Below are 21,601 nucleotides of genomic sequence, written 5' to 3' on the forward strand. Positions count from 1 at the left end.
TGCGCGAGGCTCGGGAAGGCCCGCCGGATCGATGGCGGGCGCGAGCTGCGACATGTGGATGAGGGGCCTGATGATGACAACGGCACATGAGCCGGCGGAACCGAAAGTCGCGTCGGCTCGGCGTGGTGCTCACGGGGATCGTGAACCGGGCGCCGGGCGGCGTGTCCTGATGCTGGTCCTGGCCACCGCCGGATTCGCGGTGAACTTCTGGGCCTGGGCGCTGTTGAGTCCGCTGGGCCCGCGGTTCCAGGAATCGCTGGGGCTCACCGCCTTCGAGCAGGCGCTCGTGGTGGCGGTGCCGGTGGTGGTCGGGTCTCTGGGGCGGATCCCGGTGGGGGCGTTGACCGACCGGCTCGGTGGGCGGGTCATGTTTCCGCTGGTCTCGGCGGCCACCATTGTGCCCGTGCTGTTCGTGGGCCTGGTCGGCCACGATTCACTGGCGGCGTTGCTGGCCGGCGGAATCTTCCTCGGCATCGGCGGCACCGCGTTCGCGGTGGGAGTGCCGTTCGTGAATGCCTGGTTCCCACCGGAGCGGCGCGGGCTAGCGATCGGAGTGTTCGGCGCGGGGATGGGTGGCACCGCGATCAGCGCGCTCACCACCGTGCGACTGGTGAAGGCGGGCTCCCTCGCCACACCGTTCCTGGTGACCGCGGCGGCACTGGCGCTGTACGCCGTGGTGGCGGCGGTGATGCTGCGCGATGCCCCGGACCGGGTTCGCCCCGGAGAGTCGTTGCCGCGCAGGCTGTCCGCGGTCGGCCGGATGGCGGTGACCTGGCAGGCGGCGGCACTGTACGCGGTGGCCTTCGGCGGATACGTCGCGTTCTCGGTGTACCTGCCGGCCTATCTGAAGACGGCCTACGGCCTGTCACAGTCGGACGCCTCGATGCGCATGGCCGGATTCGTGCTGTTGGCGGTGGTCATGCGCCCGCTGGGCGGGTGGGCGTCCGATCACGCGGGGCCCGTGCGGGTGTTGTCCGCGGCGATGACGGTGGTCGCTATGGCCGCTGCGGTTCAGGCGACGACGCCGGTCCTCGTGCCGGTCGCGACGTTCGCGTTCCTCGCCATGGCCGCCGCGCTCGGCGCCGGCACGGGCGCGGTGTTCGCGCTGGTGGCGCAGCTGGTTCCGGGCCCACGGGTGGGCGCGGTGACCGGTGTGGTGGGCGCGGCCGGCGGGCTGGGCGGCTTCGTGCCGCCGTTGGTGATGGGTGCGGTGTACGGCCACTACGGTTCCTACGCGGCGGGTTTGGCGGCCCTGGCCGTCGTGGCCGCCGCGACCGGACTGTTCACCCTCACAACGGTTCGGCATCGCGTCCACCTCGCCCTTCCGGTGCGTGCGGCATGAGGCGGCGCACACAGCGCGATGACGTGCCCGCGCCCGCCGAGTCGGGCAGCGGGACCCCCGGACTGGACGACAGCCTGACCGACGCGCTGGTACGGACGCGCCGATTCTTCACTCGCGCCGACATTTCCGACGATGGGCGCACCCTGTTCCAGATCGGCGGCCGCCGAGCCGACGCGTTCTACCGCGACCGATGGGCGCACGACAAAGTGGTGCGCTCCACCCACGGTGTCAACTGCACGGGGTCCTGCTCCTGGAAGGTGTACGTCAAGGACGGCATCATCACCTGGGAGACCCAGCAGACCGACTATCCGACCGCGGGACCCGATCGGCCCGATTACGAACCGCGCGGATGTCCGCGGGGTGCGGCCTTCTCCTGGTACACCTATTCGCCGACCCGGATCCGCTATCCCTACATCCGCGGTCTGCTGCTCGAGATGTATCGAGAAGCCAAGGTGCACACCGGAGATCCGGTGCTCGCCTGGGAGCGGATCGTGACCGACCCCGAGGCCGCGCGCCACTACAAGTCCGCGCGTGGCAGGGGCGGCCTGGTGCGGGCCACTTGGGAGGAGGCCACCGAACTGATCGCGGCCGCGCACGTGCACACCATCAAAACCTATGGCCCGGACCGGATCGCGGGCTTCTCACCGATTCCGGCGATGTCGATGGTGTCGCACGCCTCCGGTTCCAGATTCGTGTCGCTGCTGGGCGGGACGATGCTCTCGTTCTACGACTGGTACGCGGATCTGCCGGTGGCCTCGCCGCAGGTGTTCGGCGACCAGACCGACGTGCCCGAGTCCGGAGATTGGTGGGACGCGGGCTATCTCATCATGTGGGGCTCCAACGTGCCGGTGACCAGGACACCGGACGCGCACTGGATGGCCGAGGCACGCTATCGCGGGCAGAAGGTGATCGCGGTTGCGCCGGACTATGCCGACAATGTGAAGTTCGCGGACGAATGGCTCGCCGTGCATCCCGGCACCGACGGCGCACTTGCCATGGCGATGGGCCACGTCATCCTGCGGGAGTTCTTCGTCGACAAGCGCACCGGCTACTTCGACGACTACGTCAAGCGCTACACCGATCTGCCCTTCCTGGTGCGGCTGGTGCCCGACGGCGACACCTACCGGCCCGGAAAGTCGCTGACAGCGGCCGACCTGGACGGCTTCGCCGCCGAGGAGAACGCCGCATTCAAGACCGTCGTGCTCGGCGCGGACGGGCGCGTCGCGATCCCCAACGGGTCACTGGGCTTCCGCTACGGCGATCAGGGGGCGGGGAAGTGGAACCTTGACCTCGGCGACGTGGATCCCCTGCTGACCCTCGCGGGTGGCGAATCCGTCGAAGTCACGTTGCCCCGCTTCGACATTCCCGACGCCACGCTGCGGCGTGGCGTTCCCGTGCGCCGTATCGGGGGTCACCTCGTGACGACCGTGTACGACCTGCTGCTCGCGCAGTACGGCGTGCACCGGGCCGGCCTGCCGGGCCGATGGCCGACCGGCTACGGCGATCCGGCCGAACCCGGCACGCCCGCTTGGCAGGAACCGATCACCGGTGTCCCCGCCGCCGCGGCCGCCCGCATCGCCCGTGAATTCGCCGCCAACGCCGAGGAATCGCGAGGGCGGTCGATGATCCTGATGGGCGCGGGCACCAACCACTGGTTCCACTCGGACACCATCTACCGGGCCTTCCTCGCGCTGACCACCCTCACGGGCTGCCAGGGTGTGAACGGGGGCGGCTGGGCGCACTACGTGGGCCAGGAGAAGTGCCGTCCGGTGACCGGCTGGGCGCAACTGGCTTTCGCGCTGGATTGGGCGCGGCCGCCGCGGCAGATGATCCAGACCGCCTACTGGTACCTGCACACCGATCAGTTCCGTTACGACCGGTTCGGTGCGGAAACGCTGGCCGTACCGGGCTCTGGCGGCGCACTGGCGGGGATGACGACCGCCGATGTGATCGCACAGGCGGCGCGGCTGGGATGGATGCCGTCCTATCCGACCTTCGATCGCAACCCCCTGGATCTGGCCGACGACGCGGACCGGGCCGGACAGCCGATCGGGGAATACGTGGTGGCCGAGCTGAAGTCGGGCCGGTTGCGCTTCGCCTGCGAGGACCCGGATGCGCCGCAGAACTTTCCGCGCGTGCTCAGCGTCTGGCGCGCCAATCTGCTCGGCTCCTCGGCCAAGGGTAACGAGTACTTCCTGAAGCATCTGCTGGGGGCCGATTCCTCGCTGCGCGCCGACCAGGCCGAGCCCGGGACGCGTCCCCGGGATGTGGTGTGGCGCGAGGACGCACCGGTCGGAAAGCTGGATCTGCTGCTGAGCGTGGACTTCCGGATGACCAGTACCACGATGTTCTCGGACGTGGTGCTGCCCGCGGCGACCTGGTATGAGAAGCATGATCTCAACACCACCGACATGCACCCGTTCGTCCACTCGTTCAATCCCGCCATCGCGCCCCCGTGGCAGACCCGGACCGACTGGGCGGCGTTCCAGGCGATCGCCGCAGCCTTCGCCCCGCTGGCCCGCCGCCATCTCGGCGTCCGCCGCGACGTGGTGGCCACGCCGCTGCTGCACGACACCCCGGACGAGCTGGCGACTCCGCACGGTGTGGTACGCGATTGGAAAACCGGTGAGTGCGAACCGATTCCGGGTCTGACCATGCCTCGGCTGACCGTCGTGGAGCGTGACTACGGGGCCGTCGCGGCGAAGCTGTCCGCGCTCGGGCCGCTGCTGGACACCCTCGGCGCCACCACGAAGGGCCTCACCTACCGGGTCGAGCGGGAAATCGACTACCTGGCCCACAAGAACGGCGTGGTCCGCGGGGGACCCGCGGACGGGCGGCCTGCCCTGCGCCGGGAGATCGACGCATGCGAGGCGATCCTCGCGCTCTCGGGCACCACCAACGGCCATCTCGCCACCCAGGGATTCCGGACACTGGAGCAGCGCACCGGAACCCGGCTCGCCGACCTGGCCGCCGAACACGAGGGCAAGCAGATCACCTTCGCCGACACCCAGGCCGCGCCGGTCCCGGTGATCACCTCGCCGGAGTGGTCCGGAAGCGAGTCCGGCGGACGCCGGTACTCGCCGTTCACCATCAATGTCGAGCGCCTCAAGCCCTGGCACACCCTCACGGGCCGCCAGCACTTCTATCTGGACCACGACTGGATGATCGAACTGGGCGAACAGCTTCCGGTGTTCCGGCCACCGTTGAACATGACTGCGCTCTTCGGCGAGCCGAAAGTTGGGCAGAGCGGCGAGCCGAAAGTTGGGCAGAGCGGCGAGCCGAAAGTTGGGCAGAGCGGCGAGCCGAAGGTTGGGCAGAGCGGCGAGCCGAAGGTTGGGCAGAGCGGCGAGCCGAAGGTTGGGCAGAGCGGCGCGAGTGAGATCACTCTCCGCTATCTGACACCGCATTCGAAGTGGTCGATCCATTCCGAATATCAGGACAACCTGTTCATGCTCAGCCTCTCCCGCGGCGGCCCGACCATCTGGATGTCGGACCGTGACGCCGCGAAAATCGGGGTAGCGGACAATGATTGGATCGAGGCGGTGAACCGCAACGGTGTCGTCACTGCCCGGGCGGTGGTTTCGCACCGCATGCCAGAGGGCACCGTGTACATGCACCACGCCCAGGACCGGCTGATCGACGTGCCGCTCACCGAGACCACGGGCAAACGCGGCGGTATCCACAATTCGCTCACCCGGCTGCTGATCAAACCCAGCCACCTGATCGGCGGCTACGCCCAGTTGTCGTTCGCCTTCAACTATCTCGGCCCGACCGGAAATCAGCGCGACGAGGTCACCGTGATCCGTCGCCGCAGCCAGGAGGTGACCTACTGATGCGTGTCATGGCTCAGCTGGCGATGGTGATGAACCTCGACAAGTGCATCGGTTGCCACACCTGCTCGGTGACCTGCAAACAGACCTGGACCAATAGGTCCGGCACCGAGTACGTCTGGTTCAACAACGTGGAAACCCGTCCCGGACAAGGATATCCGCGCGGCTACGAGGACCAGGATCGGTGGCGGGGCGGTTGGATGCTGAATCGCCGCGGCCGACTGCGCCTGCGCGGCGGCGGGCGTTGGCGCAAGCTGGCCACCATCTTCAGCAACCCGGCCCTGCCCGGCCTCGACGATTACTACGAACCCTGGACCTACGACTACGCCGAACTCACCACCGCGCCATTGCAACCGAACACCCCGGTCGCGCGGCCGCGGTCGTTGATCAGCGGCCGACCCACCAAGATCACCTGGTCGGCCAACTGGGACGACGATCTCGGCGGCGCACCCGAACACGGTCGGGACGACCCGATACGCAAAGGCATCGAGGACAGGGTCCGCTTCGAGTTCGAGCAGACCTTCATGTTCTATCTGCCGCGCATCTGCGAGCACTGCCTCAACCCCGCGTGCGCGGCCTCCTGTCCCTCCGGCGCGATCTACAAGCGTTCCGAGGACGGCATCGTGCTGGTCGACCAGGACCGCTGCCGTGGTTGGCGCATGTGCGTGTCCGGATGCCCCTACAAGAAGGTGTATTTCAACCACCGCACCGGCAAAGCGGAGAAATGCACCTTCTGTTTCCCACGTGTCGAGGTCGGGCTGCCGACGGTGTGCGCGGAGACCTGCGTCGGCCGGCTGCGCTACATCGGACTGGTCCTCTACGACGCCGACCGGGTCCTCGAGGCCGCCACCACTCCCGACGACACCGATCTCTACGACGCCCAGCGCGCGCTGCTTCTCGACCCGAACGATCCAGCCGTCGTCAGTGCGGCCGAACGATCCGGAATTCCGGCCGACTGGATCGCGGCCGCCCAGCGGTCACCGATCTACACCCTGATCAACACCTATCGGGTGGCACTGCCGCTGCATCCGGAATACCGCACCATGCCGATGGTCTGGTATATCCCGCCCCTGTCCCCGGTCTCCGACATCCTGCGCGATACCGGCCACGACGGCGAGGATCACCACAACCTTTTCGCCGCCATCGAAGCCTTGCGTATACCGGTGGAATATCTCGCCCGATTGTTCGCCGCCGGCGATCCGGCGCCGGTGACGGCCGTGCTGCGGCGGCTGGCCGCCATGCGGTCCTACATGCGCGACATCACCCTGGGTCGGGAACCCCGCGAGGAGATCGCCGCGGCCGTGGGCATGAGCGGCGAGCAGATCCACGACATGTACCGGCTGCTGGCCATCGCGAAATACGAAGAGCGATATGTGATTCCGCCCGCGCACGCGGAACAGGCGCACAGCCTCGAGGAACTCGCCACCGATTGCAGCCTCGACTACGACGAAGGCCCGGGCATGGGCGGCTCCGGACCGTTCGGCGAGAGCTCCGGGGCTGCGTCGCCGTTGGCGGTGGAGAACTTCCGGATGCTGCGCGCCCGGCAGACCGCCGACACCATCGCCGCACCGGTGGACAAGGGAGCACGGGTCAACCTGCTCAACTGGGACGGCAAGGGTCGGCCCGCGGGCCTGTTCGCGCCCCGCCGCACTCCGACCGAGGACACGACATCATGACCGACACCTCCCGCGCGACGGCCCGGCAGCTCCAATCCCTGCTCCTGAGCTACCCGGACGAGGCACTGACCGGCCGGCTTCCCTTGGTGCGCCGTGGCATCGGGACCTTGCCCGCGAGCTGGCGGCCGTCGCTGGAGTCCTTCGCCGACCATGTCGCGGCGACACCGCCGTTGGATCTGGCCGCCGGGTATGTCACCGCGTTCGACCACCACAAACGGCTCAGCCCCTACCTGACCTACTTCACCCAAGGCGACACCCGCAATCGCGGCATGGCCCTGCTGCGCCTCAAGAACACCTATCGCGGCGCCGGATTGGTCCTCGACGGGGGCGAACTACCCGACCACCTGTCGGTCGTGCTCGAATTCGCCGCGACCTGCCCCGTCGCGGGGGAGCGCGTGCTGGGGGAGTTCCGGCCGGCGATCGAACTGCTGCGCGCAGGTCTGGCCGACGCCGGTTCACCGTGGGCGAGCGTGCTCGACTCGATCACGGAAACCCTGCCTGCCCTGAATTCCCGTGAGCGCCGACGAGTTGCCCGGCTCGCCGCCGCCGGCCCGCCCCTCGAGTCCGTGGGACTCGCGCCTTTCGCCCCGCCCGGCCACACCTGCGACGGAGAAGCCCGCCCATGACCGCCCCGCTCTGCGCGCCCGCCACCGATCCCGTGAGCACGCTCGACCTGCTGCTGTGGGTCGCGGCGCCGTACGCGGCTCTCGCGATCTTCGTCGTCGGCCATGCCTGGCGCTACCGCTACGACAAGTTCGGCTGGACCACCCGCTCCTCGGAACTCTACGAGCACCGCCTCCTCCGGCTGGGCAGCCCGCTGTTCCACTACGGCATTCTGCTCGTGGTTCTCGGGCACATCGGTGGCCTGCTCGTGCCCGAGTCCTGGACCGCCGCAATCGGAATCACCGAGTTCGCCTATCACAGCGTCGCGGTCGGGCTCGGTACCGTCGCGGGCGTCATGACCCTGGCGGGCGCGGCGATCCTCCTCTATCGCCGCCGCACCGTGCGACCGGTGTTCTCCGCCACCACCCGCAATGACAAGGTCATGTACGTGCTGCTGATCGGTACCGTCGCACTCGGGCTCGGCACCACGGTGCTCGGCAATCTCACCGGCCACCCGCACGACTACCGCCAGACGGTGTCGCCCTGGTTCCGGTCCCTGTTCTATCTCCACCCGGATCCGGCGCTGATGGCAGCCGCCCCGATCGGATTCCGGCTGCATGCCCTGTCGGCGCTGCTTCTGTTCACGTTCTGGCCGTTCAGCCGACTGGTGCACGTCTTCTCGGCCCCGCTCGGCTACCTGACCCGCCCCTATATTGTGTATCGCTCCCGTACCGACCGACTCGGTGCCCGCGTCCCGCGCCGGGGCTGGCAGCGATCATGATCACCGACCGGAGAGGACCGATCCCATGACCACCGCCCGTGCCTTCATCACCGCCGCCATCTTCCTCTGGCTGGGCATGGTGCTGGCCATCTCGTTCATCGAGGCGCCACTGAAGTTCCGCGCCCCGAATGTCACGCTCGCCATCGGACTCGGTATCGGCCGCCTGGTCTTCCGTGCCCTCAACGGCGTCGAATCCCTGCTCGCCGTCCTCATCCTCGCCGCCGTCTGGTCCGATCCCCCTGGTGTTGCGACGACCGGGGTCCTCGCAGTCGCGATCGGCGCACTGGTCGTGCAGGTGGTGTTCGTGCGCCCCCGGCTGACCCGGCGCAGCGACGCGGTGCTGGCGGGCCACGAGGGGCCGCGATCGCGCAGCCACTACGCCTACGTCGCCCTCGAAGCCCTGAAGGCGATCGCCCTCCTCAGCGCCGGCGTGCTCGTCCTGGACAGTGCGATGCGCTGACTTCGCGCGCTACGGTGCTCTGATGGTGACGCCACAGGGCGGTGGCTGCCCGGGACACGACAGTTCCGGGGTTACCGGCGCGGTGACCCGGCTCGGGGTGCTGGCCGACCTGCTGTCCAAGCCGGTACTGGTCGGCAACCTGGCCGGGACGGCAGGAATCATGATCGTGGGCCAGCTCTGCCGGGTGAGCCGGGTAAACGTGGCGGGGGAGTCCATCCCCGACCAACTACGGTCCTTCGCCGCGCATGTCGACGAATTGCATTGGCCTACCGTGTGTCTGGCCGGCGGTACCCTGGCCGTCGATACAGCCGCCGCGACGGTCCCGGTGCGCTGGTTCGTCCTCAACGCCGAGGCCAATTTCGAGGTCGATGTCACCGCACTGGACGCCGTCGACCAGCTTCGCGCCGAATTGGCCTCCCGCGGAGTGGTTTTCGCGATCGCGAGGGTCGAGAAGGATCTACGGGCGGCGCTCGACGCTGCCGGGCTCACCGCCCGCATCGGCGCCGATCGCCTGTTCCCGACGCTGCCGACGGCGCTGGCGGCCTATCGGCACCAGACCGGCGACCTCGGACCGGCGGATCGGTGACTTTCGGCCGTCACCGAGCGGCTGCGGAAGCGAGATGCTGAACGGGCAGACAAGAAACTCCAGGGATGAGGTGCAAGCCCATGTCGCACAATTGCTCACTGCCGTGGCGGGTGTGGCGGATGCGGCCGTGGAACACGAATCCGCTCATGCGGGCATCCGACCGCTGGGAGTCGGTGCTGCGCGTGCTGGCGGTGGTCCTGTTGCTGCTGGCCGTGCCGGTGGCCGCCGCGGTCGGCACCGAGACGTACACCCGCAGCGCCGACCACATCAGCGTCGCGAACGCTTCGAAGACCACGGTCCACGCGACGGTTCTGACCGTGCCGAAGGAAATCCAGCCGGCCGGGCCGGTGCAGCCGGCGCGTTTCGAGTCACAGGTGCAGTGGCAGCGCGACGACGGGAACCTCGCGACCGGAACGATCGAGATCCGGCACGATACGAAGGCCGGTGACACGGTGCAGATCTGGGTCGGGCCCGACGGACTGGTCACCGATCCGCCGCGGCAACCCGAGATGGCGATGTGGGACGGCGTCGGCACCGGTGTCGCGCTGCTCATGGGAGCCGGATTCGGAGTACTCGCGCTGCTCTGGTGCGTCGCGCAGCTGCTGGAACGACTGCACGCCGTGCGCTGGGAGGCGGAGCTGCGCGGGCTCGGCCGTCCCATCGGTACGTAGTCACCACAGACCATCGGGAGGATACCGATCATGAGCGCGGATCCCAGTTCTGTTGCCGGGCAACCGATGTCGCAGATCATTGCCGCCGTCGACGGCTCGGCGACCTCGTACCAGGCGGCGGTGTGGGCCGCGGTGGCCGCGGATCTGCACGGCTGCGGACTGCACCTCGTCACCTCCATCTCGTTGCCCGTCGGCGAAATCCCTGGCGAGTTGCTCGGAGACACCGACCTGGCGCTGCTGGACCGGGACGGTCAGCGAATCGTCGACGAGGCCGGCCGCGTGGTGCGCGCCGCGGCGACGGGTGCGGGCGTGCCGATCACGACCGAGGTGATTCGCGAACCCATCATCGGCCATCTCCTCGATCGGTCCCGGCACGCTCGTGCGATCGCCATGGGCAGCCGTGGACTGGGCGCGATCCGGCGCGGACTACTCGGCTCGGTGGCCGGCGCGGTCACCCGGCACGCGCACTGCCCGGTAGCGGTGATCCACGCGACCGCGGCGGCCGATCCGCTGTCGGCGGAGAAGCCGGTGCTGGTCGGCATCGACGGCTCACCCCACAGCGTGCCCGCAGTGGAATTCGCGTTCCAGGAGGCCTCGGTGCGCAAGGTCGGGGTGACCGCGCTACACGCCTGGACCGACGTTCTCGGCTCATACGTGCCGCTGATCGGCTGGGAGCCGCTGCGCGCGCAGGAGAACGAACTGCTCTCCGAGCGGCTCGCCGGGTTCGGTGAACGCTATCCCGACGTGCCGGTCCGTCGCATGATGGTGACGGAACGCCCGGGTCAGGCTCTGCTCCAGGAATCCGAGCACGCGCAACTGGTCGTGATCGGCAGCCGCGGCCGCGGCGGCTTCACGGGCATGCTGCTCGGTTCCACCGGTTCCACCGTGTTGCACAACGTCGAGACCCCCACAGTCGTCGTGCGCGCGTAATCGAAGATCAGGTGTGGTCATGACCGAATTGCAGCCGCTGGACGTGGGATTCATCGAACTGGAGGACTCCGACCGGCATATCAGCCTCGGTATCGCCGCCGTCGCGATCCTGGCCGGTGCGCCTCCCGATCGTGCGGAGTTCACGACGGCGCTGGCCGCGCGGGTCTCGGCCAACGACCGTCTGCGGCAACGTGTCCGGCGTGCGCCACTGGACCTGGCCGTACCGGTATGGGAGGACGACCCGAATTTCGATCTCGCCCACCATATCCGGTGGAGCGCGCTGCCCGCGCCTGCCGACGAGCCCGCCTTGCGCGAATTCGTCGCCGGTGAGCTGGTGGAGCGCCTGGACCGCGATCATCCGATGTGGGAGTGCGTCGTTATCGACCATCTCGCGGGCGGGCGCTGGGCCGTGATCGTGAAGGCGCACCACAGTCTGGTCGATGGTGTCTCCGGCGTGAACCTGTTCGAAAGCTTCTGTGATGAAACGGAAGTGGAGAGCCGGGAGGAGAGGGCGCCGGACACCGATGCCGACGGAGGCAGGAATTGGTTCGACTGGGCGGTCACCGGGCTCCGATTGCCCGTGGAGGTGCCACGCTATGCGTTGGGCCTGGTCCGCAGCCTGGTCCCGGTGGCGGCCGCTCTCGTCTCCACGCCCGCGGCCTCCTCGCTCAACGGTCCGCTCGGCAGGCAACGGCGCTATGCGATCGCGCGAGCCTCGCTCAGCGAGATCCGAGAGATCGGCCACGGCTTCGACGCGACGGTCAACGACGTCGTGCTGGCCGCGGTGACATCGGCGTACCGAGCTGTCCTGCTCGGGCGCGGGGAAGAACCCACCGGGAACAGCGTGCGGATCCTCGTCCCGGTGTCGATGCGCGCTGCCGATGCGAAAACGTTTCTCGACAACCGTGTTTCGGCGGTGCTGTCCCTGCTGCCCCTGCATCTGGACGACCCGGTCGAACGGCTCACCACCATCCACCGGCGGATGGCCCGACACAAGTCCAGCGGGGCGGCGCAAGCCGAGAAGTCGCTGCTCGCCCTCGCCGGCCTGCTCCCGTTCGCTCCGGTCGCCTGGGGCATGCGGCTGTCGTCGCGTCTGCCGCAGCGCGGCGTGACGGCCGTGGCGACCAACGTCCCGGGCCCGCGCCGCACCCTCACCATGCTGGGTCGCGAGGTCCTGGAGCTGATACCGGCCATTCCCATCGCCATGCGTGTGCGCACCGGCATCGCGGTCCTGAGCTACGGCGATCAGCTCACCTTCGGCATCACCGGCGACTACGACTCCACCCCGGACCTCGAGGTGCTCGCCGACGGAATCCACAGCGCCATAGCCGAACTGCTCACCGCGGCGCGAGCCCGGCAGCAGCACCCGGCCGAGTAGGTCTGCGGTGCTCGGGGCCACGGTCGGGCAGCCGGCCACCCGCGGGACCAAGGTCCTGCCCACGGTGCCGCCGGCGGTGGACCGGCAGCGGCGAAAGGCCGTCGGGCGTGGGACTTCGGCTTCTGTCCGCGGTGCCCGGTCGCGGCGGACGATCGGATCGGCGGGCGGATCGACGCGCTCGCGGACGGAGGACACAATGGTTACCGAGTACGGGGGTCACGGCATCGGGGCGGCGGCCGCGCGGCTGCCGAACGGACTGCGACATGCGCTGGGGGCGTACAGGACACGGCCTTCCGGCGCGGTGATCGAGCCGGCGGTGCCCGCGGCGCGCGAGGTGCGCGAAGTGCGCGAAGTGCGCGCACGGTGGTTCGCCACGGTGACCGCCGGAGAATTCCTCGGGTTCCTCGTACCGGCACTCGCGGGTGCGCTCATCGCACACGCGAGTGGGGCGACGGTTGCCGCCGTCATGCTGACGGCGGGGGCCGCCGAAGGCGCCGTCCTCGGGTACTTCCAGGCCCGGGTATTGCGAATACTGTTGTCCTGTCTGCGAATTAGCGAATGGATAGCGGTCACCTCGACCGGGGCGGTGGCGGCGTGGTTGATCGGTGTGCTGCCCATGCTCTACGGCGAGCGATTCGGCGCGTGGCCCACATGGGCACAGATTCCGGTGGCCGTGGCGGGCTCGCTGATCGTGGTGTCCTCGATCGGCGTCGCGCAGTGGACGGTATTGCGCCGCTTCAGTGATCGGTCCGCACTGTGGATCCTGGCCAACGCGGTGGCATGGATCGGTGGGCTCATCGCCTTCACGGTGGTGGCGCCGCCGTTGTGGCAGCCGGGTCAGCCGCCGATTCTCACCGCCGCCATCGGAGCGCTGGGCGGTGCGGCCATGGCCGCTGCCATGGCGTGGGTGACCGGCGCCTTCCTGACCCAGGTACTGGCCGACGGGCATCGCAGGACGCCGCGTACGGAGCGCCGATCCTGAAGTCCGGCAACGGATTCCCTATCGAGACCGTGCTCGACCCTTTGTTCCGAACAGGAGACCGACATGAACCCCGAACCCTCGACCGTCCGCTCCGTCCGACTGCGCGGCGACCTGGACGAACCGCTCTCTCGCTGGCTGTGGCTGGTGAAATGGATCCTCGCGATACCCCACTACATCGTGCTGTTGTTCCTGTGGATCGCCTTCTGGGCGGTCACGGTGGTGGCGTGGTTCGCGATCCTGTTCACCGGGCGCTACCCGCGCTCCCTGTTCGACTTCAGCGTGGGTGTGATGCGCTGGTCCTGGCGGGTGCAGTTCTACACCTACGCGGCACTGGGCACCGACAGGTATCCGCCGTTCACCCTGCGGCAGACCGACTACCCGACAGATCTGGAGATCGATTACCCCGAACAGCTCTCGCGCGGGCTCGCTCTCGTGAAATGGTGGCTGCTCGCCATCCCGCACTACTTGATTCTGGCCGCCCTGTTCAGCGGTGGCGTGGTACTGGGTAATGGCTCGGGCAACGGCAACAACACGATTCCGCTGATCGGCGTGCTGGTGCTGATCGCCGCGGTCGCCCTGCTGTTCACCGGCCGCTACCCGCGCGGGCTGTTCGGTTTCGTCCTCGGTGTGAACCGGTGGTTCTACCGCGTCCTGGCGTATTCGGCGCTGCTGACCGACGACTATCCACCCTTCCGGCTCGACCAGGGACCGCGGGAACCGATCGAGGATGTCGTGCCGTGACAACGAGATTCCCTCGGGTGCCGGACCGCTGGGCAATCATTGCCGTGCTGCTCGCGGTCGCGGTGGTGCTGGCCGCCGCGGCGCTGGTGGCGATCCTCTTCGATCGCAACGACCAGTCCGCGCCGCCACCACCGGCCACCGTTATCTCATCGGCCCTGGCCGGGCCGAGTGCGACCACGGCAACGGCGCTCCTCGCGACCTCGTCTCGCCACCAACCCCTCTGGCCCTTCCACAGCCTCGCCGAAGCCGCGTCCTGGCAGCAGGACACCGGCCCGGGCGGTGCCGCTCAACCGCACAGCACGACGGGGCAGGGGGAGTGATGCAACAGATCCCGGCTCGTGGAGCCGAACAATGCGGCGGTCGCTGAGTTGCGGGGGCGGGTGCCGACGACCAGCAGCTGGGAGTCGCGTCCCGCCTCCGCCAGAACGGTGGCGGGTACGCCGGGAACGGACACCTCGGTGACATCCACGTCCGGGTGAGCCAGGCGATGCGGGGTCAGCGCACTCGTCAGGACGGCATTGTCCGCGGCCGTGTGGTCGGCTGCCGGACCGATCGCCGCGATCCGGCTCCCCGGCCGGCAGTGCACGGCGGTCAGCGGCACCGAAAGTGCCTCGGCGAGTTCGAATCCCAGCACGAGGGCCGCAGTACTGAGCGGGGTGCCGTCCACTCCGACCGTGACCGGCTTCCGCCGCGGAATGCGACGGCCCGCGGTGCCGCGCCATACCGCGACCGGGCACCGCGCGTGCCGTGCGACCTCCATGGTCGTCGGGCCGACCAGCCGCCCATCCCAGGCGGTCCGGGCCCCGACCACCAGGATCCGGGCGTCCGTGCTGCGCGCGACGAGCGCGGGAGCGGCCGCCTCGGGGGTGACCTCGGTGGTGACGGGCAACTCCGGTGCGCAGGAATGGACCAGTGCCACAGCGTGTTCGGCGGTCCGCGCGGCGATCTCGTGCCAGCGCACCACCCGGCCGCGCTGGGGAGCGTGCTCCGGCTCGCCGTCGCCGTGGGGAAATTTCGGAGCGCAGGCGATCACGAGCGGTTCGTGGATGGCCGTGGCGAGATATGCGGCCCAGCGGACCGCATTGAGTGAAACCGTCGAGCCGTCCACCCCGGCCACCACGGCATGGCGATCATGGTGCGCGTCCATCGTTCCCTGCCTCCCGCCCGGCGTATCTGCTCCGACCCTCCGAGAATGACCCGTCACCGTCGATCGCACACGATGCGAGAGACCCTGATCGTGGTGACGTAAGACCATCCGCTCGCGGGATCAGCCGGGCGACAGCTCGGTGACCCGCCACCAGGCTCGCGCGTGGTCACCGGTGTCCCGAGCCGGGACGGCGAACGGCTCGGCCCTGTGCCGGCCGGGGATGATCTGGTACCGGATGGAGCCTGGGATGCTGACCAGGGCCAGGATCGGCCAGAGGGCGCGAGCGTACAGGATCGGTGGCGCTCATGGCGGACCTACTCTGCGGTGATCACGACCTTGAGCGCTCCGGTCTCGCCGGCGCGCGCGAAGGTGTCGTACGCGGAGGGGAATTCGTCCATCGTGAAGCGGTGGGTGATCATCGCGGCGGGGTCGAGGCGGCCGCTGGCCACCAGGTCGATGAGCCGGGGTGTGGAGTAGGTGTCGACCAGGCCGGTGGTGATTGTCAGGTCCCGGATCCAGATCTTCTCGAGGTGCAGGGTGGCGGGCTTGCCGTGCACGCCGATATTGGCGACGTGACCGCCCGAGCGGACAAGATCGACTGCGGTCTCGAAGGTTTCGGGGACTCCTACCGCCTCGATGGTGACGTCCGCGCCGAGGCCGCCGGTCAGCCGCGCGATCACGTCGGAGGGATTGTCGCGACCGCTGTTGACGATCACATCCGCGCCCAGTTTCGCGGCGGCGTCGAGCCGGCTGTCGGCCAGGTCGATGGCCACGATGTGGCCGGGGCTGTAGAGCCGCGAGGTGACGATCGCGGCCAGCCCGATCGGACCCGCGCCGATGATCGCCACCGTATCGCCCGGCCGCACAGCGCCGTTGAGGACACCGACCTCGTAGCTGGTGGGCAGAATGTCGGCGAGCATGAGCATCTGCTCGTCGGAAATGCTTTGGGGGATAGGATAGGTCGAGGTATCGGCGAAGGGGACGCGCACCAATTCCGCCTGCGTGCCGTCGATGAGATGGCCCAGGACCCAGCCACCGCCGCCGAGGCACTGCCCGTAACGGCTCTCCCGGCAGAATCGGCATGCGCCGCAAGCGCTGATGCAGGAGACCAGAACCCGCTCGCCGACCTTGCGGGTGTGAACTCCGGCACCCACCTCGACGACGGTGCCCACGGCTTCGTGACCGAGAATCCGGCCGGGCGCGAACTCGGGTACGTCACCCCCGAGAATGTGCAGATCGGTGCCGCAGATCGTCACCGCCTCGACGCGGATGATCGCATCGGTCGGTTGCGTGATGATCGGGTCGGGGACCTCATCCCAGGATTTCTGTCCGGGTCCATGAAAAACCATTGCTCGCATGGGAATACCTCCTGTGGGCGGGCATTTCGACCGTATTCCCGCTCAACAGCCCGAGACTGGTGCCATAGGTCCCGAATCCCAGGGTCGAAGGCAGCGTTGCGGGTTGCGGGTCGGACTAACGGTCCGGTGTCGCGGCAGTGCGTGATCGGCGGCTGTGCGTATCGGTCGCGGCATCGAGAGAATCGGCGAAGTCCATGAGCTGGTGGACCTGTTCGCCATGCCGGGCCAGGAAGTCCTCGCGGGCGCGGCCGCGGCGGAAGGTGAGGAAGGAGCGGCCGGTCTCGAGCTGCCAGGTGTACCAGAACAGGTAGGGGATGGTGAGGACGAAATTGACTACGCCCCAGACGATCCAGACATCATTGTTGAACCACCCGTCCGAGGGCATCACCTTCGGGAAGATGTTGTAGATCGCGATCACCAGCATGAGCACGGGCAACGTGTAGATGCGGGCCATGATGTAGAGCTCGGGGCGGCGCTTGACCAGCGGATAGATCTCCGCGACCGCGAGAATGCAGATGCTGGCTGCGAAATGCTCTTCCTGCGGGGGATATCCGCCGAAGGTGAAGCACAGATTCCAGGTGGTGTAGAGGAAGTTCCACGCCATGGTCGTGTAGGCGACGAGCTCGGCGTTGCGGCCGGGCAGCACTTCCCAGAAGCGCGGGCAGTAGGGGATCGTGAGGCACAGTCCGAGCCCGACCGCGGCGTTCCAGTAGTTGCCGATCTGGGCGTCGCGCAGGGTGGCCTCGGCGATATTGAGGAACAGGATCGCGTACGGGAACCACAGGAATCGCGGATTGCGCAGGATCTCCCACACCCGCCCGGGGCGTTGCTCGGCCACGGAGATCCGCATCGCGCCGACCAGGGTCAGCGGGATCAGCACCGACAGGATCTTGGCCCACGAGAACCAGTTGATCAGGCCGATATCGCGGCCCGGTCCCCAGATCCACAGCGGGAAGGTCAGCAGCGACAGTCCCCACACCCACATCGCGGGCCGTGGACGGGTGCGCATGTAATCGACGATGAGCCACAGGATTCCGCAGAACACCAGCATCGAGACCGCCGTCACCCAGGTGAAGGGGGCCGGGTTCCCGGACACCGCCTGCGACGCCGCGCTGATCATGGTGGATACCGCCTTTCGCTGGCTTCGGAAGAGAGAGCGATCGGGCAACCGACGAGCAGGCTGATTCCGCCGCTCGGGTCAGCCCTGGTCGATCGTGAGGATGTCGGCCAGCGGGCGCCGGGGAGTCGGCGGCAGGGGCGGTTCCCCGTCCGGCACGGTGCCGATCCGCACGACGATCTGTGGTGTGCCGGGATGCTGCAGCAGATTGGTGAGAATATTCCGGCCCGTGGGCAATTCGGTGATGTGGGTGAGCGCGCAGGTCGCCAGCCCGGCTACCGTGCATTCGAGCAGGACCGCCGAGAGGGCCTCGCCCGTCGCCAGCCACTCGGGTAAGGAATCGGCCTCCGAGCTGAGCATCACCATCTCGGCGTGGTCGTCGGTCTCCGCGCGCCGCATTGAGTGCGGCGCGGACGGGAAGACCCGGCCCACCCGGACCCGGGCGAATTCCGCGTCCGAGACCAGCGATGCGGCCGGAACGCCTTCGGGATCTCCGGAATGCCCTGCCCACCAGCCGATCTCGGCCTGGTACATCATGTCGTGCCGGCGCAGCGCCGCAGTCTGCTGGGATACCGCGGCCAGCCTGGCCTGGACCGCGTCGTCGAGCGTGTCCAGCTCCAGATAGTGCGGCGAGACCAGCATGCGCAGCCTGCGCTGGAGGTCTTCCCAGTTCTCGGGCGCGCCCAGCGGCAGCCGGTCGGTGCGGCGGTGCTGGATGGCGCCCGCGCGGGCCACCAGACCCGATGGGGGTTCGGGCCAGGGCCGGAAGCTGATCTCGGCCAGGCGGCCGGGATCCAGTGGGTCCGGGACCCGGGTGGTGTCGGTGTGCCAGCCGTGCGCGCCGAACGCGGTGCGGACGTGGTGCAGCATGGCGCCGCAGCTGATCACCTGCTGGCGGCCGTGCGGGTCCGCGGCGATGAGCAGCCGGTCGGGATCGGTGTGCAGGTGCAGCCGCGCGCCGTCGAAGCGCCAATGCCAGGGCTGGGTGTTGTGCACGGAGGGCGCGCGCGAAGCCAGCAGCATCGCGGCCGTCAGCGTGCGGTGGTCGGGTACGGCGAGCGGGGTGGCGTTCATTGCGGTCATACTTCGAGTGTTCGCGTCGGCCAGTTCGGAACATACGGGCTTTCCGCCTGCTGACCAGGGACGTTGGTCACCAGGGTGAGCGCCGGCACGGTGCGTTCGGCACGCTCCTTGATGCCGTGCAGCATCTTGGCCTCCATGATGAGGCTGCCGGGCTCCATGATCAGCATGTAGAAAAGGCGTTGCAGCAGACCGGCATCCGGGAGCGCGATGCGGTTGCGGCTGATCAATCGGGTGCCCTCGGCGGTCGGGTAGAGGCCGAACGCCCACACCCAATGTTGGTCGGTCGAGGCCAGTACGAGGGCGCGCGGACGATCGAGCACAGCCACCCGCATTGCGGGACCGGACTTGCCCATCGGCAGCACATCGTCCACGGCGAGTTGCTGATACTGCGGCAGGATCTGGTCGGCGCTGTGCATGTCCAGCCCGAGCAGGTTCTCGATCCAGTCATAGGTGTAGGCGCCGGCCCGGCCGGGTCCCATCTGAACCAGCCACGGCCAGATCTGCTCCGGCGTGGCGGCGACGGTGATCGCGCGCGTGGTGACCGTGGCGGCCTCGGCCAGCAGGTCGTCACCGGGCATCGTCCGCCCGACCTCCTCGGCGGTCGAGCCCCAGGTCACGCACTTGGTGCGCGCGAAGAGCCGGTATCCGGCGGCCAGTCCGGTGAGGGCCGAGGCCACGCCGATCACGGTCGCCAATGGTGCCTTCATGGGTTCTTCCTCTCGGTAGGACGTCGATGTCGATCCTCGGCCGCGCGGCCGGATTTCCGCAGGGACCGATGGCCCGACATCCGCCCTCGGAACCGGTGACTTTCGGCCGTCTCGCCGCGGCTCGCCCGCGCGGGATGCTGTGAACGAACAGCGGATTCGCACGGATCGGAGGACAGGCCATGACGGAGTTCGCGGACAGGAGCGCGATCGTCACCGGCGGTGCGCGCGGAATCGGCGCGGCGGTGGTCGCGGAACTGGCGAAGGCGGGCTTCGGCGTCGTCATTGCCGACCTGCGCACCGAAGCCGGGACGAAACTCGCCGAAATCCATGGGCCGCAAGCACGATTCCATCATCTCGACGTCACCGACGAGGATGAGTGGCAGCGGGTGCTGGAGAAGGCCGAGCGGGAATTCGGCCCGCTGGGCGCACTGGTGAATACCGCCGAGATCCTCGACTTCGGGACCGTCGAGTCCGAGTCGCCCGCCTTGTTCCGGCACGTGCTGGACGTCAACCTCTACGGGCCCTGGCTCGGGATGCGGCTGGCCGCGCCGCGCCTGCGTGCCGCGGGCGGCGGCACGATCGTCAATATCTCCTCGACCGCGGGCCTGATGGGCTACGCGGGCATCAGCGGATATGTCGCCAGTAAGTGGGGACTGCGTGGATTGACCAAAGCCGCGGCGCTGGAACTGGGTTCGTCCGGCATTCGCGTGTGCTCGGTGCACCCTGGGCCGATTCATACGGCGATGACCGCCGGCCTGGCCGAGTCGATCGCCGCCACCCAGCCGCTGTCGCGATTCGGCGAACCGGAGGAGGTCGCGGCCATGGTGCGGTTCCTCGTCACGGAGGCGACCTTCTCGACCGGGTCGGAATTCGTGGTCGACGGCGGCGCGACCACCGGTCAGGCCGGGCTGGTCGAAACATCCGGTGCCGACCAGGGGTAATGGCGACACGAAAGAACTGGAGGCATCGCCATGATGTATTGGTACGGCCACGACATGAGTGGCTGGGGCTACGCCTGGATGGGCGTGGGCATGTTGGTCTTCTGGGCCCTGCTCATCGTCGGGATCGTGCTCGCGGTGCGGTTCGCGGTATCCGACCCGGGCCGCTCGGGCCGCTATGAATCCCCGTCCCCGCAGGAACTGCTGGCCCAGCGTTTCGCGCGCGGTGAGATCGACGAGACCGAATACGCCAATCGCCTTGCCGCACTGCGGGCCTCGGGCGCGCGGCAGTAGAACGACGGGAGTGTGAGCATGTCGGAGATTTCCGAAACCCCTGGCGGGCAATTGAATCCGCCGGTCGTCGTGGCAACCGACGGGTCGGCCGTTTCGTACCTGGCCGTGGCCTGGGCGGCCGTGGATGCGGGATTGCACGGCTCGCCGCTCGAGATTGTCACCTCGGTGGCGGTCCCCGGCGGATGGGGACCCGGTGCGATGCTGACTGATACCGACACCGACTGGCTGCGCCTCGACGGCGAACGGGTGGTCACCGAAGCGAGTCGCGTGGCGCGCACCGCGGCCGTCGGCGACGGCCTCTCCATTCGTACCGACGTCACCTTCGACACGGCGATTCCGTCTCTGATCGAACGGTCGAGGCACGCTCGACTGCTCGTCGTGGGCAGCCGCGGGCGCGGCGCGATCCGGCGCGGCCTGCTCGGATCGGTCAGTACCGCGGTGACGCGACATGCCCACTGCCCCATCGCGATCGTGCATTCGACAGCTGCGATCGACCCGGTCTCCGCGGAGAAGCCGGTGCTCGTCGGCGTCGATGGCACACCCAACAGCGTGCCCGCGCTGAGGCTGGCTTTCGAGGAGGCATCCCGCCGCAAGGTCGGGCTCGATGCGCTGCACGCCTGGAGCGACACCAACCAGGCCGGGCTGCCAATGTCGGGATGGGATGCCGTCCGCGAACGCGAAACCGAACTGCTCGCCGAACGGCTGGCCGGATTCGGGGAGCGCTATCCGGACGTCCAGGTCCGCCGGATTCTGGTCCGCGACCGCCCGATTCAGTCCCTGCTGGATGCGGCGGAGAACGCCCAGCTTCTGGTGGTCGGCAGTCACGGCCGCGGCGGTTTCGCCGGCATGCTGCTCGGCTCGACCAGCAACGCGCTGCTGCACAGCGTGGAATGCCCGATGATCGTCGTGCCGACCCGCTGACCGGGCCGACCGACATGGTCTGGGCGCTGTGTGCCGCCCCCGGCAGGGGGTGCGTG

Annotated in this window: 21 protein-coding genes; 16 read left to right on the forward strand and 5 right to left on the reverse strand. The window is 68.6% G+C overall.

Translation table 11 applies throughout. The annotated features are described in order from the left end of the window. Positions 1-169 precede the first annotated feature (169 nt). From ABZ909_RS36100 to ABZ909_RS36160, 13 genes are all read left to right on the forward strand, one after another. Positions 170-1,342, forward strand: coding sequence for an MFS transporter (locus ABZ909_RS36100; RefSeq protein WP_357009111.1), 1,173 nt, complete (start codon positions 170-172; stop codon positions 1,340-1,342). Continuing rightward, positions 1,339-5,175 carry a nitrate reductase subunit alpha gene (locus ABZ909_RS36105; protein ID WP_357009113.1) on the forward strand — a complete coding sequence of 1,279 codons (3,837 nt, stop codon included), beginning with the start codon at positions 1,339-1,341 and terminating at the stop codon, positions 5,173-5,175. The genes ABZ909_RS36100 and ABZ909_RS36105 overlap by 4 nt, the downstream gene beginning before the upstream one ends. Further along, on the forward strand, positions 5,175-6,848 hold the full coding sequence (narH, locus tag ABZ909_RS36110) for a nitrate reductase subunit beta (protein ID WP_357009115.1): 1,674 nt from the start codon (positions 5,175-5,177) through the stop codon (positions 6,846-6,848). Before ABZ909_RS36105 ends, narH begins: the two co-directional genes overlap by 1 nt. Then, positions 6,845-7,474 (forward strand): nitrate reductase molybdenum cofactor assembly chaperone, encoded by a 630-nt coding sequence (gene narJ, locus ABZ909_RS36115; RefSeq protein ID WP_357009118.1) that lies wholly within the window; start codon positions 6,845-6,847, stop codon positions 7,472-7,474. Before narH ends, narJ begins: the two co-directional genes overlap by 4 nt. After that, positions 7,471-8,232: a respiratory nitrate reductase subunit gamma gene (gene narI / locus ABZ909_RS36120; RefSeq protein WP_357009121.1), complete on the forward strand. Its 762-nt coding sequence runs from the start codon at positions 7,471-7,473 to the stop codon at positions 8,230-8,232. Before narJ ends, narI begins: the two co-directional genes overlap by 4 nt. 25 nt (positions 8,233-8,257) lie before the next feature. After that, complete coding sequence (locus ABZ909_RS36125) at positions 8,258-8,692, forward strand: hypothetical protein (protein WP_357009124.1); 435 nt, start codon at positions 8,258-8,260, stop codon at positions 8,690-8,692. A gap of 22 nt (positions 8,693-8,714) precedes the next feature. Continuing rightward, complete coding sequence (locus ABZ909_RS36130; RefSeq protein WP_357009127.1) at positions 8,715-9,278, forward strand: SulP family inorganic anion transporter; 564 nt, start codon at positions 8,715-8,717, stop codon at positions 9,276-9,278. A gap of 80 nt (positions 9,279-9,358) precedes the next feature. After that, positions 9,359-9,949 carry a hypothetical protein gene (locus ABZ909_RS36135; RefSeq protein WP_357009130.1) on the forward strand — a complete coding sequence of 197 codons (591 nt, stop codon included), beginning with the start codon at positions 9,359-9,361 and terminating at the stop codon, positions 9,947-9,949. Positions 9,950-9,979: 30 nt separating this feature from the next. Further along, positions 9,980-10,879 (forward strand): universal stress protein, encoded by a 900-nt coding sequence (locus ABZ909_RS36140; protein ID WP_357009133.1) that lies wholly within the window; start codon positions 9,980-9,982, stop codon positions 10,877-10,879. Positions 10,880-10,898: 19 nt separating this feature from the next. After that, the gene (locus ABZ909_RS36145; protein ID WP_357009136.1) at positions 10,899-12,257 is read left to right on the forward strand and encodes a wax ester/triacylglycerol synthase family O-acyltransferase; all 1,359 of its coding nucleotides are present in this window, start codon (positions 10,899-10,901) and stop codon (positions 12,255-12,257) included. Between the two features lie 196 nt (positions 12,258-12,453). Beyond that, a complete protein-coding gene (locus ABZ909_RS36150) occupies positions 12,454-13,239 on the forward strand; it encodes a hypothetical protein (RefSeq protein ID WP_357009138.1) in 786 nt (261 codons plus the stop codon). A gap of 63 nt (positions 13,240-13,302) precedes the next feature. Then, complete coding sequence (locus tag ABZ909_RS36155; RefSeq protein ID WP_357009141.1) at positions 13,303-13,980, forward strand: DUF4389 domain-containing protein; 678 nt, start codon at positions 13,303-13,305, stop codon at positions 13,978-13,980. After that, a complete protein-coding gene (locus tag ABZ909_RS36160; RefSeq protein WP_357009144.1) occupies positions 13,977-14,300 on the forward strand; it encodes a hypothetical protein in 324 nt (107 codons plus the stop codon). The genes ABZ909_RS36155 and ABZ909_RS36160 overlap by 4 nt, the downstream gene beginning before the upstream one ends. On the opposite strand, the gene ABZ909_RS36165 is transcribed toward ABZ909_RS36160, so the two are convergent. The 5 genes from ABZ909_RS36165 to ABZ909_RS36185 all read right to left on the reverse strand — a co-directional run bounded on the left by ABZ909_RS36165 (position 14,267) and on the right by ABZ909_RS36185 (position 19,392). Next, entirely contained in the window at positions 14,267-15,127 is an 861-nt protein-coding gene (locus tag ABZ909_RS36165) for a universal stress protein (protein WP_357009147.1), read from the reverse strand. The two genes, ABZ909_RS36160 and ABZ909_RS36165, sit on opposite strands and share 34 nt — an antisense overlap. A 314-nt stretch (positions 15,128-15,441) precedes the next feature. Then, positions 15,442-16,485, reverse strand: a complete 1,044-nt coding sequence (locus ABZ909_RS36170; RefSeq protein WP_357009150.1) for a zinc-dependent alcohol dehydrogenase family protein — start codon at positions 16,483-16,485, stop codon at positions 15,442-15,444. Positions 16,486-16,600: 115 nt separating this feature from the next. Beyond that, positions 16,601-17,605, reverse strand: coding sequence for a hypothetical protein (locus ABZ909_RS36175; RefSeq protein ID WP_357009152.1), 1,005 nt, complete (start codon positions 17,603-17,605; stop codon positions 16,601-16,603). Positions 17,606-17,683: 78 nt separating this feature from the next. Continuing rightward, complete coding sequence (locus tag ABZ909_RS36180) at positions 17,684-18,685, reverse strand: hypothetical protein (protein ID WP_357009155.1); 1,002 nt, start codon at positions 18,683-18,685, stop codon at positions 17,684-17,686. Next, positions 18,682-19,392, reverse strand: coding sequence for an SRPBCC family protein (locus tag ABZ909_RS36185; protein WP_357009157.1), 711 nt, complete (start codon positions 19,390-19,392; stop codon positions 18,682-18,684). Before ABZ909_RS36185 ends, ABZ909_RS36180 begins: the two co-directional genes overlap by 4 nt. A 179-nt stretch (positions 19,393-19,571) precedes the next feature. Between ABZ909_RS36185 and ABZ909_RS36190 the strand changes: the two genes are divergently transcribed. Genes ABZ909_RS36190 through ABZ909_RS36200 form a run of 3 tightly spaced genes read left to right on the forward strand, consistent with a single transcriptional unit; the run spans position 19,572 to position 21,545 of the window. After that, entirely contained in the window at positions 19,572-20,333 is a 762-nt protein-coding gene (locus ABZ909_RS36190; RefSeq protein ID WP_357009160.1) for an SDR family oxidoreductase, read from the forward strand. A gap of 30 nt (positions 20,334-20,363) precedes the next feature. After that, a complete protein-coding gene (locus ABZ909_RS36195; protein WP_357009163.1) occupies positions 20,364-20,624 on the forward strand; it encodes an SHOCT domain-containing protein in 261 nt (86 codons plus the stop codon). An 18-nt stretch (positions 20,625-20,642) separates the two neighbouring features. Next, entirely contained in the window at positions 20,643-21,545 is a 903-nt protein-coding gene (locus ABZ909_RS36200; protein ID WP_357009166.1) for a universal stress protein, read from the forward strand. The last annotated feature ends 56 nt before the right edge of the window (positions 21,546-21,601 follow it).

Origin of the sequence: Nocardia sp. NPDC046763 (assembly GCF_040645495.1) — a bacterium.
In the GTDB taxonomy this organism is placed as follows: Bacteria; Actinomycetota; Actinomycetes; order Mycobacteriales; family Mycobacteriaceae; genus Nocardia.